Here is a 14,491-nt window from a genome sequence, read left to right on the forward strand (position 1 = left end):
GTCTTTGGGCCAGGCGTTCGCGTTGGGTGATCGTCGACCGTTAGGGCGTGTTTAAGGGGCACCGGCCGACAGGAAGTTACCGTCGCGGACGTTCGATCTGGCCATTTTTGGCCTCCTCGATGCGTTTTGTTCGATACCGACGACGCCAAAATCTGTTTCAATGGAATGGCGGGGCTCGCCCGGACCGCAGCCCCCGTTTCCTTTTCTCGATGGTTTGGTTGCCGATTTCGGCGGCGAAGTTCCGACCTGGGGATTCAGCGTGCCGCCACTGGTCGTCGGTGATCGGGTCGTGGTGGCACCCGGCAGCGCGGACGCGTCGCTGGCCGCGTTGAGTTTGGAATCCGGCGCCACGCTTTGGAAAACGAAAGGGCACGCACCGGCTTACGCGCCGTTTATTTACGGATCGTTTGGCGGCCGCGAACAGGTCATCGGCTACGATTCGCCGGGACTGGGCGGATGGGATCTGACGACGGGGCGACGTCTCTGGGAACTGATTCCGCCGGAAAAGAGTGACTTCCATGTCGGAACGCCGGTTCCCTTTCAAGACGGCGTTTTGCTGGCGACCGAAAACAATGCGATGCGCTGGTATCGGTTCAAAGACGATGGACAGATCGATCCGCAACCGGTTTGGCACAATTTGGATTGCGCTCCCGACACCTGCACACCGGTGGTGGTCGACTTGGAGGACGCGTCGCGTGTTTTTTGTACGGCGTATGGAGAATTGTTCTGCATCGACGGATCCAATCAGCTGGAAACGTTGTGGAGTGAAGCCGATGAACGATTTTACGATCACACGTGTTTGATCGCCGGCAACGGACGCGTGCTGTTGTGGGGATCCGAGTGTGATCTCTTGCTGCTCGACGCAACCGCCGACGGGTTGGCGATCGTTTCCCAGTGGCGGCCCATGCAAGGCGAGCACCCCGAAAGCATGTCGCATCCGGCGATCGTGGGCGATCGTCTGTACTTGCGCAGCCAATTCGAATTGATCTGTATTCAACTTTCTTCACGTGAACCTTGACGCATGCGAGAGACGACCATGAACCGAACGACGAAGCACGGCGAGAATCGTCGCGGATTCCTGAAGGGGTCCGCCTGTAACGCAACCGCGTTGGCCGTTGCGGGTGTGGCTGGGGCGACCGAAAGTGCTGGGGCGACCGAGACGATTCAGCCGACGCCGCGTGAAGTGAAACGGGTGCCGATCGATTGCCCGTCGCCGCGGCGCATCGCCGCCGCTGCCGATCAGACGGTCTTTGTCGCGGCCGGTAATTCTGTGCATCGAGTCGATCATGACGGCAAGGTGTTGTGGCAGTCCCAGTTTTCGAGACCCGTCCGGTGCCTGTGTGTGGATCGACAAAGTCTGTTTGTCGGTGTCAGGGACCGTGTGATTCGGTTTGAACTTTCGTCGTTCGATTCACAGCCCCTGCCGTCGCTCGGGGCGGGATGTCTGGTCGGTGACATCGTCAAGCAAGGGGATCGCTTGATGGCGACCGACGTGACGGCGTCGCGTCTGTGGCAACTGGATCTCGATTCCGCCGTCGATCATTGGCGTGCCGTCGAAAACGTCGACCGGGCAATCCATGTAGCCGGCCGCATCGCATCTTCCTCGCAAGGCGGACTGGCGATCACGGATCCGGCACGCCATCGCGTGGTGATGACCGACCAGCGTGGCAGGCGTCTTGGAGTCTGGGGAAAACGTTCTCGTCAGATCGATGGGTTCCAGGGTTGCTGCAATCCGATGGCCACGGTCGAGCTTGCCGACGGCAGCTGGGTCACGGCCGAGGCCGGTCAAGTGCGCATCAAGCGATTCGACTCCAACGGCCAATTCCTCCAGCAGCTCGCCGGACCGGAATCGATCGAGTCCCCGGCTGTCTTGGATCGAGAGGACCCGGATTTGAAGTGCGGGGTCGGTGGGATTGATTTGGCGTTGTCCAGCGACAACCATCTTTGGGTTCTGCACGCCGCGGCGCGGGAATTGATTCTCTATCGAATGACTTAGTGAACCCTAAAAGTCTGTCAAATGACACTTTTGATTGTATCGGTCTTGTGTGTGCTGGTTGTTTCGGCGCTCTGCTCGGTGACCGAAGCGGCCCGTCGTGATTACCGTTCGCCTCCATCGATGACCGCATCAAGCCAATCGGCGATTTCGTCGGCGTCATCCAGGACACGAAATCGTCGGATGTCATGCTCGTCGATACAGCCCGATTCTTGAACCGTGTGCTGCAGCCAATCGACCAGGGGTTTCCAGAACTGTGTTCCGGCCAAGACGACTGGAAAGTGCGCCAGTTTTTCGGTTTGGATCAACGTCAACGATTCAAAGAATTCATCGAAGGTGCCGAAGCCGCCCGGAAAGATCACGAAGCCCCGTGCGTATTTGGCGAACATCATTTTACGGACGAAGAAATAGCGGCAGGTGTAGGACGCGTCACAATAGGGATTCAGAGATTGCTCACGCGGCAGTTCGATGTTCAGCCCGATCGACAAACTGCCGGCGTCGCGGGCGCCACGATTGGCCGCTTCCATGATTCCCGGTCCTCCGCCGGTGATGATTCCGAATCCTCGCTGACCGAGCAATTGACCCGTCCGCCGAGCGAATTGGTATGCGGGATCACTTTCCGGCAAACGGGCACTGCCAAAAACGGACACCGCGCGACGGCGTCCATCGAGCGCGCGGGTCATCGTTTCGATTCCCTGGATCAGGTCGCTTTGAATCCGCAAGACGCGCCAGGGATCCTCGTGCAAGAAGCTGACGGGTCGATGCACGCTGCTGTCCAAAAACTCTCGGTCGGGATCGTGTTCGGGACTTTCAATCGGCGGCGAAGCTGCAGCCGCTTGATGCAAGGCATCCAAATCACTCGCTGCGACGGCGGCGATCCCTTGCGGTTCCGCCTCTTTCACAACGGGGCGGCGGACGTTGATCGCGATCTCTCGGCCCGGTTCCACCAGACTGGGGCCGTCGTCGTCGAGAAGCACTTCGGACGCGTACTCGGGGACGGACACGTCGAACCCGAAACGCTTGCGCACCGTCTCCTGCAGCGCGAGGGCGACGTCTTCTTCGCCATGCGTCAAGAACAGCTTGCGGGGCGATCGTTCGAAGTTCCCCAGCCAGTTGAGCAACCCGGTCCGGTCGGCGTGTCCCGAGAATCCGAACAGTTGCGTGACTTGTGCGTCGACGTGATACTCGCGTCCGTGGATCCGAACGCATTTCTCTCCATCGAGGATCCGTCGGCCGAGCGTCCCGTTGGCTTGAAAACCGACGAACAGGAGCGTCGATTCGGGGCGGCGCAGGTTATTTCGCAGGTGATGCTTGATCCGCCCGGCGTTGCACATGCCGGCAGGGGCCATGATGATGCATGGTCCTTTGACGTGGTTGATCGACTTTGACTCATCGACGGTGCGCGTCAGAGTCAACCCCGGGAACTGCAGCGGGGCCTGGTCGGCCTCGATCGCGCGGCGTGTTGCCTGATCCAACCAACTGGTGAATCGTCGAAAGATGTCGGTGACGTCCGATGCCATCGGGCTGTCCAGAAAGATGGGCACCTTGGGGATCCGATTCTGATGAACCAATCGCCCAAAGTAATGCATCATTTCCTGGGCCCGTTCGATCGCGAACACCGGGATCACCAAATTCCCGCCACGACCGATGGCTTCGGATGCGATCGTCGCGAGTTGTTCTTCGATGTTGCCGTGGTGTTCATGATCACGGTCACCGTAGGTCGACTCCATGACGACATAGTCGGCCTGTCGAAAGTAGGTGGGGTCGTGAATCAATGCTGTGTCATGCTGACCCAGATCACCTGAAAAGATGAGCGTCCGTTCTCGGCCCGACTCGCGGACGGCCACTTCGAGCGATGCGGAGCCAAGGATATGGCCGGCGTCATGCCAGGTGACGGTGACTCCCGGGACGATTTCGGTCGGGGTGCGATAGCTGACGCCGCGGAACAGGTGCAGCGAGTGGTCGACATCTTTGTTGGTATACAGCGGCACGGCCGGATGGGGCCCCTTGCGTCCTTCTTCTCGATGACGCCGCCGTTTGTATTTCACGTCTTCGGCCAGGATTTTCGCAGCGTCTCTCAGCATCACCTCGGCCAGCGCCACCGTTGGCCGGGTCGCGTAGATTTTTCCCTGAAAACCGTCTGCGACGAACTTGGGAATCGACCCGATGTGGTCCAGGTGCGCGTGCGTGACGACCAGCGCAGCGATGCTCGACGCGTCCACGGGGCACGGTTCCCAGTTTCGCGCTGCGTAGTCGCGTTCCTGCACCATGCCGCAGTCAACCAGGACGCGTTTCTGGCCGACTTCCAGACAGTAACGCGATCCGGTGACGTTTCGGTTGGCGCCCAGGAATGTGATCTTCATGGTTCGATTTCGTGGTGATGGGGTGGATACGTTTGTCGCGGCCCCGGATTCAGTCGCTTGGCGCGAGCGATTCGATTTCCTCTCCGATGCCCCGGGCGGACGCTTCCCGTTGATCCAAATCGGGATAGTTGGCGGCCATCTCGGCACGCCACTGATCGGTCGGCCGCACCGATCCGAAGGTAAAAACCACACGATCGAGTTTCGGCACCTCGTGAGTGAAATCCTGACTTCGCGAGACCGGCAGGGTGCAGCCGTCGATGTGGCACAGCAACAGGTAATCGAACATCCGCAAGTAGCTATCGGTCTCCGCGATGGCCTGCTTCGTCGACTCGTCGTCCGGTCGGGCCCGTGTGCCTGCGGGAAACAACGCGCAGACCCAGCCTTCGTGCCGCAATCGAGCAAGGGCACGCTCGGCCGCGACGTTGATGGTCTTCGCTTCATGAACTTCTGCTTCGGTGCGACCGGAATGGAACCAGCGATGCGGGGTGACGACCACGCGATTGAAACACTGCACCAGCATTCGGGTCACCTCGGTATCCTCTTCCAGCGTTCGGCCCGCGATCCAGATCAGCGAATCAAAAAGTCTGGCTTCGCCGTGATCGGTCAGCAGGGCATCCAAGGTGGGGACGTCAAGATTGGAGCGGTGGTTGAGGCAGAGCAGGCACGCCTTGTCGTCCTGGGCATGCCGAACCAATTCACGCAGGTTGGAGAGTCCGTCGATCTTGCTGCCCGGCAGCAACAGCCTTCGGCAGAGACCGGCGATCAGCTGTCGATTCTGGTTCCCCCATCGAACCACACTCTCTGGGGTCACATTTTCAGACGCCAAGGTTGACTCGTCGTCGCTGTCGTTTGCCTGTCGTCTCAATTCGGCGAGCTGGTCGGCGAAAACGACCGACGCGTCGCCCTCGGGCAGCGGTTCTTGATTCGATTCATACATGCGATTGGCTCCACTTGGATTAGCCGAATGATTCCCGCGTGACCTTGACTCTGCGAACCGTTGTCGCGGACGCCTCTTCGACCGTGAACCGATAGCCGCCTTCGACGATCGATTCGCCCGATTTGGCCAGATGATGCAGCCGTGCGACCAGCATCCCACCAATGGTATGGAATTCGGTGGCGGGCAGATCCAGTCCCAGGATGTCGTTGACTTCGTGGATGGTTAGCCTGCCGTCCATCAGATACGTGTCTTCGGATAACTGTTGGCACCGACGGGCCTGACGGGGTGACTGTTCTGCGAACTCGTTGCCGACATCGATTTCTCCGACGACGGCCTCGACGAGGTCTTCCATGGTGATCATGCCGATCGTGGAACCGTATTCATCGACGACAATCGCCATTTTGTCCTCACGATCGCGCAACGTCGGCAGGACTTCTTCGAGCGGGTCGTGGGGCGAGACATAGTGGGCCGGCCGGATCTGATCTGAGAGTGGTTTTGCGATCGTGGTCGGATCGAGCAGATCCCATGCGGTCAGTGTCACGATCCCGACCACGTTGTTGGTGTCGCCTTGGTAGGCCGGCAGCCGGTGAAAACCACGTCGACGGATCAATTGGACGGCATCGTTGGTCGTTTTTTCGTTGTCGATGGCGACCATGTCGGCCACGGGGATCATCTCTTCGCCGACAGTCGTCTCGGAAAAGCGAATCGCGCGTTCGATGCGAAATCGGTCAAAGACCGTGGTGTTCGACGCGCGGTCGGCCATTTCAATGACGCTGCGGAGTTGGTCGCGCGTGATAAACAGGTGATGTGACGTCGCACCGCCGCCGGCCAGCCACGCGGCACCACGCGCGATCCGCGAAAACACATAGACGATCGGCGCAAAAATCCACGCAAATGCACTCAAGGGAAAGACAACGATCGGTGCGATCCTGTCCGATTCTTGCTGGTAGATACTTTTGGGCACGATCTCGCCCAGGATCAACAACAGCGGGGTGAAGAACAAAAACGCGATCAGGTCGCCCCACCGGTTTCCCACGAAGTGAATGAACATCAATGTCCCGAGCGTGGTTAAAACGACCGTGGAGATGTTGGTGCCGATCAACGTCGTGGTGAGCAGTTTTTCCGGCCGCTTGAAGAGCTGGACGACGCGATGGGCGCCGCGGTTTCCTTGCTTGGCCCGATGGGACAACTTGATCTTGTCGGCGTTGACCAGCGCGATCTCCGATCCCGAAAAGAACCCTTTCAGCAACAGCATCAGGATCATCACCGGGATGACCCAGGCAAGGTCCAGCATGCTCATTCGGGGGCTCCTGTTTCGGTGTCCAGTGCGTCCGTCTCGCCTCGGCTTACACGGACTCGAGCGATTCGATGCTCGTCCATTTCCAGAACGGTGATGGTGATTCCGTCGACGACGGTTTGGTCACCGACACAGGGCAGCCGATCGATGTGACGGAAGGCGACGCCGGCGATGGTGGTCATGCGGGGGTCGTGAAGGTCAAAGTTCGTGACGCGATCGAGTTCACCCAGTTTCGTGTCGCCGGGGGCCTCGTAAGTGTTTGGCCCGATCTGCACGATTCGCTGCGGGGCATCCGTGCGGTGCGTCAACGATCCGAAAATCGACCGCAGCACGTCGTTGACGGTGATGAACCCCGCCACGCCGCCGAATTCATTCAGCACGGCGGCGGCGCTGGCCTTGCTCTTGACGAAAAAGTCGAACATTTCATCGACGGTTTTTGTCAACGGCACGACAATCGGTGGGCGGACGATGTCCTCCACCGCCAACGTCGAATAGTCGGCGCCATCCAGGTGCAGCCGAACGACGTCGTCATCGTGCAGAAATCCGATCAGGTTGTCACGGTGATTGCGGTAGACCGGCACCCGTGAATGCCGCTCCTGACTGAAACGTTGGATGATCTCGGCCACGCCCGCATCCGCATTCAAAAACACCGTGCTGGTGCGAGGTGTCATGATCTTGACGATCTCGGTCGCGCCGGCGGACAGCAGGTTGTTGATCAGTGTTCGTGCGGTGATGTTCAGCTTGCCGGTCTCGACGACGTCTTCGATCACGCTGCGGAACTCGTCAATTTGAAGAATGTTGGACGGTTCACGTTGGGGCCCCACGATCCAAGTCGTGATGCGGTCGGAAACGATGCGGACCAGCCAACGGATCGGCCCGATCAATCGCACCCACCGCCACAGTGGGCCGGCAACGATTCCCGCACTGATCCGTCGCGGATTGGTGACCGCGATGGTCTTGGGGGTCACTTCGCCGACCAACAGCAACAGGGGAAACATCACCAGCACCGCGATCCAACCCGCTTTGGCTTCCCCGTAGAGTGCGACCAGAATCCCGGTCATGTTGGCGACCGCGGCGATGTTCACCAGTTCGTTTCCGCACAATATCGACACGATCAGCCGCCGTGGTTCGTCCAACAGAGCCTGCAGTTTTTCGGCATGTCGATGCCGCGTCTGACGCAGTTGTTGAAAGTCCACGTGGGAGAGGGAAAACAACGCCGTCTCGGAACCGGAAAAGAACGCCGAACCACACAGCAAGATCACCTGAATCAGGTAACGCAGCAACATGTCCGCCTGGAAGAGTTGCGAGGTATCCAACGCAAAATAATCGACGATCGTCTGCCAACTGCTAACGGCGGGGATCAGATCGTTCATGGTTTCTCGCAGAGCAACGCGTTGGTCGTCGGCTAGGACGAGAGTTGTTCGCTGGTCAGGAACTGGGACACGGCAGAAACTTTCCCCAGGGCGATCAACACGTCATCGGGGCGAATCATCGTCGCGGCCGTTGGCGGCAGCAGGATCTCGCCGTCGGCACGTCGGATGGCGACGATGATGACTCCGCGGTTGCGAAAATCGGTTGCCGATAGGGGGTGATTGGCACACGGCGATTCGGCCGTCACGCGGATCTCGGCTAGGTCCAACGCGGTGCCTGAACCGGTGCCGGTGACGAACTCGAAAAAGTCTTCGACCTGTGGATTGATCAACAGTTGCGCCATCGTCGCGGCGCCGGAGCTGAGCAGGCTGACCACGCGGTTGGCCCCCGCCTTTTCCATTTTGTACGCACTGTCCTCGTCCATCGCCCGGACAATGATCTGCAAATTTGGAGCGATCAGGCGGGCCGATAAGACGACGTACAGGTTGTCGGCATCGCTGTCCAAGACGACCGCCATGCCGCGGGCACGCTCGATGCCGGCGTCCAGCAGCGTGCGGTCACTGGTCGCGTCGTCACGGACGCAAGGCCAACCGAGTTCTTCGCACTTGGCCAGTTTCTCTTCGTTTTGGTCGACGACGACGAACTTCAATTTCCGGTCCGCCAGGTGGCGACAAATCGTCCGGCCCATGCGGCCGAAGCCACAGATAATGAAATGATCCTGCATCGCCTTGAGCGCCGAATTCATGCCTCGTCTCCTCAACCAAGTTCTTAATTCGGCGCGTACGATCATTTCGCCCAATTGCACGACGGCGAATAAAAACACGCCCAATCCAAAGACCAGATAGACCATCACGAAGACACGGCCTTTGGCCGAGAGCGGCCGGACTTCGTCGAAACCCACCGTGCTCAACGTGATCACCGTCATGTACGCCGAATCCAGCAGCGACCACCCTTCCACCAACCAAAACCAGCTGACACCGACCAGCGTCAGAATCACGAGCACGGTGATGATCCAAGCCAATCGATGCATCGATTCTCTGTGGTGGCGGGAATTCATTGGCAAGCGGCCAGCTTCGCAGCCACCAGCATACGCGGTCCGTCATGGCCTCGCTCCGTCGGAGCACTGCTCAGATCGACTTTCGAATCCGTTTGAATCCTTCGCTAATCTCGCCGCCGACCAGCTTGAGCGAATCCCAAACGTCTTCGGCGGTTTCTTCGACGGCATCTTTGAGCGGGTCGTAACGGCGATTCAGTTCGTCAAGTTTATCTTCGAGTGCTTGCCATTCTTGTTGCAGTTCCATTTTGCCGAGGTGGACTTTCAGCTTCAGTTCATCGCGTTCTTGTTTGAGGTCGTGGATCAAGGCGGCAAGGAGTTCGCTTTTTCTTGTGGACATCGACGGCCTCTTGGGATGGGGGGAGCGGGACTGGCTTGGAATCACTCAGGTGTGCACGATTCGTGCCAATTTCACGTACCGGCGTCGGGTTTGCGATCCCCGCGTGTTTGTGTGTGGTTGGGATAGCGTTTCCGCCAACTCCATTTGTGCAATTCCATCACGGGAAGAATCGTAAGCGATAATAGAACCAAGATTCCCCAGTGTTTGGGGGCGAGCGGTTCGGCGCCTAGCACGAACTGGCCCCAAGCGGTGTGCATGGCCGCCAAGTGGATGCAGAACGCGGTGATCGCGCCGGCCAGCAAGATGGGACTGCGGAGCGGTGACATCACCAGGGCCGATTTCGTCTCGGAGCGACAGTTGCCGATGTGGACGTTCTCAAACAAGACCATCAACAATAATAATGCGTTTCGCGCCGAATCGACTTCCGCGTCGGTTGCACCCTCGGGTAGAAACCAGCGAAACGTGGTGAATCCGATGATGCCCATCACGACCGCCGCGATCGCCGTCCGCTCGATCATCAGCTGATTGAAAATTCGCTCCTTGGGTGAGCGTGGTTGACGCGACAGCACGCCCCCTTCATTGGGCTCAAACGCCAGCGCGACGTCCTGAATCCCGTTGGTGACCAGGTTCAGCCAGAGGATTTGGACCGGCATCAGGGGCAGATAGGGCGTGCCGGTTCCCACCGCCAGGGCCATCAGCACTAGTTCAGCCGCACCGGTGGAGATCAGCAGGTAGATCACCTTGCGAATATTGTCGTACGCCACGCGGCCTTCTTCGATGCCGGCAACGATCGTGGCGAAATTGTCGTCGCTGATCACCAGCTCGCCGGCTTCCCGGGCGACGTCGGTGCCGCTCTTGCCCATCGCCACACCGACATTTGCCGCCTGCAGCGCGGGGGCGTCATTGACGCCGTCGCCGGTGACGGCAACAAAGTGACCCGCCATGCGGGCGGCGTTGACAATCTCCAGTTTCTGCCGCGGTGCGACCCGGGCAAAGACGCGGATGTTGCGAACCAGTTCCGCCAGTTCGTCCGGACTTTTCTGCTGCAGCTGTTCGCCCGTCATCACCTGGCTCTCGTCATCGGCCAGCGCCAGGTCGCGGGCGATCGCCAACGCCGTCACGCGGTGGTCGCCGGTGATCATCGAGACCGAAACGCCGGCCTCGCCGCAGGACTGCACGGCGTTTTTGACACCCGGCCGGAGTGGATCGATCATGCCGACAAAGCCCAGGAAACGCAATCGCGAAGGCGGCGGCGGGACTTCATCGGATTCGATGGGGTGATCCAGTCGCTGATCCGCCAGAGCCAGAATTCGATAGCCCTGCGCCGCCATCCGCACTGCCGTCGCGTCCCACTCGGCCGGCGAGACCTCGCCGCAACTCGCTTCGCTGCACATCGCCAAAACGCGTTCCGGAGCGCCCTTGATGAACACCGAGACGCCACCCGCGACGCGGTTGTAGGACGCGGCAAACTGATACTCCGGCTCGAACGGAATCTGGTTGACCTGGGGATGGGAATCGAGCGTCGACTCATGGTTCCAACCAAGCTTGTGACCAAACGCCAAGAAAGCAATGTCCACCGCATCACCTCGCCACGTCCACGATCCGTCGTGCTGATGCAGGTCGGCTTCATTGCAGAGGACCCCGGCACGCGCCAACCTTTCCAGCGGCTCATGACTTCCCGGTTCCAACGGTTTGCCGTCTTGCAAGACTTCACCCGAAGGACGAAATCCTTCCCCGGTGACTTGAAACATTTCGCCGTCGGGCAAACAGACCTGGCGAACGGTCAGCTCGTTGCAGGTCAGCGTTCCGGTCTTGTCGGTGGCGATCAGCGTGCAGCTGCCGAGTCCCTCCACGGCGGTCAGACGCCGCACGATCAGCCCACGCCCCGCCATCCGAGTCGTCGCGATCGCCAACGCCACCGTCATCGCCACCGGCAGCCCCTCGGGAATCGCCGAGACCGCCAAGGCGACGGCAAACATGAACATCTCCTCCGCCGAATAGCCGCCGAACCCGACACCCAAGGCACCGATGATGGTTGCCGCGACGAGCACCGCAACCGCGATCACTTGCGTGAAGCGTTCCATCCGCACCAGCAGCGGAGGACGCCCACCGGATTCGCCCAGCACGTCCAACGCCAATTGGCCCACGCTGGTCGCCGTTCCCGTGGCGACCACCAACCCCTTGGCGCGCCCGCGAGTGATGATCGAACCGGCATACGTCATGTTCAATCGATCGGCCACCGGTGTCGCCTCGCCGCCAATCCAGCCGGGTTCTTTCACCACCGGCAACGATTCGCCCGTCAACAGCGACTCATCCGACTCCAGCCCGTGGGCCGAGAGCAAGCGAATGTCCGCCGGCACGCGGTTTCCCGATTCCAGCCACACGATGTCTCCCGGCACCACGTCCTCCGCTTGCACCTCGCGCACCTTCCCGTCGCGATGCACCGAGGCGCGGATTTGGAGCAGCTTTTTCAGCGCGTGGCTACTCTGTTCGGCCTTCCATTCTTGGAACGAACCGATCACGGCGTTGAGCACCAGCACGCCGGCAATAAACGCCGCGTCCTTCACATCCCCCAAGGCCACCGAAACCGATGCCGCCAAGGCGAGGATGTAGATCAACGGACTGCGGAACTGGCGCAGCACAATCGCCCACAACGGCGTCGGCGGTTTTCGCGGCAGATGGTTCGGACCGTATCGGGCTAAACGCGCCGCCGCCTCGGTTTCGCTGAGCCCATGCTCGCCCGCTTCGAGTTTCCGCACGACGCCGTCCACGTCCAGCGCATGCCAGGCCAACAATGTCTGTGAACAATGATCCATGGTCGATGGCGAACTGAATTCGTGTGACGAGCGTCCTGATGGCGGACCGTCTGCCGGTTCCGATCTGGAATCAGTCTACGCGACCTTGAGAATGCTGTTTCCAGTGTTTTTCAATAAGCCGGGTTCATTTTGTGTTGACGACATACGTTTCGGCGACGCCCAAGCCCTCTGGATCGTCGTCACTGCGCGGATGTGCACAGTCGAGGTGCCCGCGCCGGAGCATCTCCAGCAATTTCATTGGGCGAACGATCAAAAACACGACCCACGGATGGCAGCGTGAACCCACGGATTTTTTACACCCTGTCATCCGTGGGTTCGCGCTGCCATCTGTGGGCTCAGTAATCATTCAACTCGTTCCCAGGCGGAGCCCGGGAACAAGGGAGGGAGTGTTTCCGACAAAAACCTACAACTCCATCAAGAAACATTTATTGACACCTCGTGACGTGGCGATATATTGATATAAGAAAACCACGGAGATGCGATGACCGCCAAAGCGAACCCCCAGAATCAAACGAAGCCGCCCGGGCATGTCGGTGACTTTGCCCTGGCAGCAGAGTGCCTCAAAACACTCGCCCACCCGGTCCGGCTGCGGATCGTGCAGTTGTTGTTGCACGTCCGTTACACCGTCGGCGAAATCGCCAAGGACTGTGAGACCCAGGACAACGTGGCGTCGGAGCACTTGCGGCTGTTGCAACGCTGTGGCTTTTTGGTCAGCCAACGCGAGGGACGCAAGGTCTACTACCAAGTTGCCGAACCCCACTTGGCGCAATTGATGGCTTGCATCGAAGGCCGCTTTTTGACCTGCGGAATCGAGTGAAACGCCGGGCCCCGGAATCCCGCCCCTTTTTTTATCACGACATCTCGTCGCATTGCGACATGACGAGTATTTGGAAATCACAAACGGAACCGAGAGGAAAATCGAATGCAGACCATTGATGTGAAGCGATTGGCCGAGGCACAGGGGCGTACCGAAGTCGACGTCATCGACGTCCGTATGCCGACGGAGTATCGCGCGGTCCACGCGGAGTGTGCGCGGAACGTTCCCTTGGAATCGCTTGATCCCCGCCGTGTGATGGCCGAGCGAAACGGATCTGCCGATCGGCCCTTGTATGTCATCTGCCGCGGCGGGAACCGTTCAAAACAGGCCTGCCAGACATTCATCGACGCGGGGTTTGAAAACGTCGTCAACGTCGAAGGCGGCACACTGGCGTGGGACAAAGCGGGGCTTCCCGTGGTGCGCGGCAAGAAGTCGTTGCCGCTACCGCAGCAGATGCAAATCACCGCCGGGACGTTGACGGTGCTGGGCGTCGTCTTGGCGCAGTTCGTTCACCCGGCCTTCGTGGCGCTCTCCGCGTTCATCGGTGCGGGGCTGGTGTTTGCCGGGCTGACGGGTTATTGCCCGATGTCGTCGATGATCGCCAAGATGCCATGGAACCAGTGTGTCGACGGGGGTTGTGAAGGGTCATGTTCGGCCTAGCCATCCTGTTCGGCAGCATCGTCGGCTTCGCGCTGGGATTGACCGGGGGCGGCGGCGGCGTGTTCGCGGTCCCGCTGTTGGTTTACGGCCTGGGCGTTGCACCGCGCGAGGCGGTCGGGATCTCGCTGGCCGCGGTCGGCGGCACGGCGCTCTCGGGGGCGATCCCACGCTTGGTTCGCGGCGAGGTCGAATTGCGGACGGGTTTCCTATTCGCAGTCGCCGGCATGCTGGGCGCGCCCTTGGGTTCGTACTTATCGAAGCTCGTTCCCGAGAATGCCCTGTTGCTGATGTTCGCGCTGTTGATGTTCGTCGTCGCCTCTCGCATGTGGGCCAAGGCCAAGAACCCGAAGGTGGCCAGCGGAGTTTGCACGACCGAAAGCGAACCGGGGCGGGACCGCAGTGCATGTCAGCGGGACGCCGACGGCAAGCTGCGGTTGACCTCTCGTTGTGCCCGGTTGCTGGTCTACGTGGGGCTGATGACGGGTGTGCTGTCGGGCATGTTCGGCGTCGGCGGTGGGTTTGTGATCGTCCCGGCGCTGGTGTTGTTCAGCGGGATGGCGATCCATCAAGCCGTCGGAACGTCGTTGTTTGTGATCGTCCTGGTCAGCATCAGCGGAGTGGCATCCCACATCGCCGGCGGCAACGAGTTATCGCTTCAAACGACGCTGCAATTCTTGGTGGGTGGTTTCGCGGGCATGTGGCTGGGCGGCGTCATCGCGACGTGTCTGAAAGGTCCCACGCTTCAAAAAACATTTTCGATCGCGGTCGTGTTGGTCGCGGTCTTTGTGATCTTCAAATCAGTGGTGTTGTAATCCAACCCCGTACCTTCAGGAGGGAACACGA

General features: G+C 59.9%; 13 protein-coding genes. 6 read left to right on the forward strand and 7 right to left on the reverse strand.

Annotated features, from left to right (window positions below; all coding sequences use genetic code 11):
* Nucleotides 1-160: 160 nt before the first annotated feature.
* Nucleotides 161-1,018, forward strand: coding sequence for an outer membrane protein assembly factor BamB family protein (locus tag Enr13x_RS03790; protein WP_145384771.1), 858 nt, complete (start codon nt 161-163; stop codon nt 1,016-1,018).
* A gap of 18 nt (nt 1,019-1,036) precedes the next feature.
* Complete coding sequence (locus tag Enr13x_RS03795; RefSeq protein ID WP_145384772.1) at nt 1,037-1,996, forward strand: NHL repeat-containing protein; 960 nt, start codon at nt 1,037-1,039, stop codon at nt 1,994-1,996.
* Nucleotides 1,997-2,097: 101 nt separating this feature from the next.
* On the opposite strand, the gene Enr13x_RS03800 is transcribed toward Enr13x_RS03795, so the two are convergent.
* The 7 genes from Enr13x_RS03800 to Enr13x_RS03830 form a co-directional block, all read right to left on the reverse strand.
* Nucleotides 2,098-4,356 (reverse strand): TIGR00730 family Rossman fold protein, encoded by a 2,259-nt coding sequence (locus Enr13x_RS03800; RefSeq protein WP_145384773.1) that lies wholly within the window; start codon nt 4,354-4,356, stop codon nt 2,098-2,100.
* Nucleotides 4,357-4,405: 49 nt separating this feature from the next.
* Nucleotides 4,406-5,293: a 1-acyl-sn-glycerol-3-phosphate acyltransferase gene (locus tag Enr13x_RS03805; protein WP_145384774.1), complete on the reverse strand. Its 888-nt coding sequence runs from the start codon at nt 5,291-5,293 to the stop codon at nt 4,406-4,408.
* 19 nt (nt 5,294-5,312) lie between these two features.
* Nucleotides 5,313-6,593 carry a hemolysin family protein gene (locus tag Enr13x_RS03810; protein ID WP_145384775.1) on the reverse strand — a complete coding sequence of 427 codons (1,281 nt, stop codon included), beginning with the start codon at nt 6,591-6,593 and terminating at the stop codon, nt 5,313-5,315.
* Nucleotides 6,590-7,963 carry a hemolysin family protein gene (locus Enr13x_RS03815; RefSeq protein ID WP_145384776.1) on the reverse strand — a complete coding sequence of 458 codons (1,374 nt, stop codon included), beginning with the start codon at nt 7,961-7,963 and terminating at the stop codon, nt 6,590-6,592. The genes Enr13x_RS03810 and Enr13x_RS03815 overlap by 4 nt, the downstream gene beginning before the upstream one ends.
* A gap of 32 nt (nt 7,964-7,995) precedes the next feature.
* Nucleotides 7,996-8,991 (reverse strand): potassium channel family protein, encoded by a 996-nt coding sequence (locus tag Enr13x_RS03820; RefSeq protein ID WP_197455759.1) that lies wholly within the window; start codon nt 8,989-8,991, stop codon nt 7,996-7,998.
* A gap of 97 nt (nt 8,992-9,088) precedes the next feature.
* Nucleotides 9,089-9,355, reverse strand: a complete 267-nt coding sequence (locus Enr13x_RS03825) for a hypothetical protein (protein ID WP_145384778.1) — start codon at nt 9,353-9,355, stop codon at nt 9,089-9,091.
* Nucleotides 9,356-9,426: 71 nt separating this feature from the next.
* Nucleotides 9,427-12,171, reverse strand: coding sequence for a cation-translocating P-type ATPase (locus Enr13x_RS03830; RefSeq protein WP_145384779.1), 2,745 nt, complete (start codon nt 12,169-12,171; stop codon nt 9,427-9,429).
* Between Enr13x_RS03830 and Enr13x_RS37670 the strand changes: the two genes are divergently transcribed.
* The 4 genes from Enr13x_RS37670 (at nt 12,170) to Enr13x_RS03845 (ending at nt 14,460) form a co-directional block, all read left to right on the forward strand.
* Nucleotides 12,170-12,451, forward strand: a complete 282-nt coding sequence (locus Enr13x_RS37670) for a hypothetical protein (RefSeq protein WP_197455760.1) — start codon at nt 12,170-12,172, stop codon at nt 12,449-12,451. The two genes, Enr13x_RS03830 and Enr13x_RS37670, sit on opposite strands and share 2 nt — an antisense overlap.
* 201 nt (nt 12,452-12,652) lie before the next feature.
* Nucleotides 12,653-12,988 (forward strand): ArsR/SmtB family transcription factor, encoded by a 336-nt coding sequence (locus tag Enr13x_RS03835; protein ID WP_145384780.1) that lies wholly within the window; start codon nt 12,653-12,655, stop codon nt 12,986-12,988.
* A 105-nt stretch (nt 12,989-13,093) separates the two neighbouring features.
* A complete protein-coding gene (locus Enr13x_RS03840; RefSeq protein WP_145384781.1) occupies nt 13,094-13,648 on the forward strand; it encodes a rhodanese-like domain-containing protein in 555 nt (184 codons plus the stop codon).
* Nucleotides 13,636-14,460, forward strand: a complete 825-nt coding sequence (locus Enr13x_RS03845; RefSeq protein ID WP_145384782.1) for a sulfite exporter TauE/SafE family protein — start codon at nt 13,636-13,638, stop codon at nt 14,458-14,460. The genes Enr13x_RS03840 and Enr13x_RS03845 overlap by 13 nt, the downstream gene beginning before the upstream one ends.
* The last annotated feature ends 31 nt before the right edge of the window (nt 14,461-14,491 follow it).

Origin of the sequence: Stieleria neptunia, assembly GCF_007754155.1 — a bacterium.
Lineage (GTDB): Bacteria > Planctomycetota > Planctomycetia > Pirellulales > Pirellulaceae > Stieleria > Stieleria neptunia.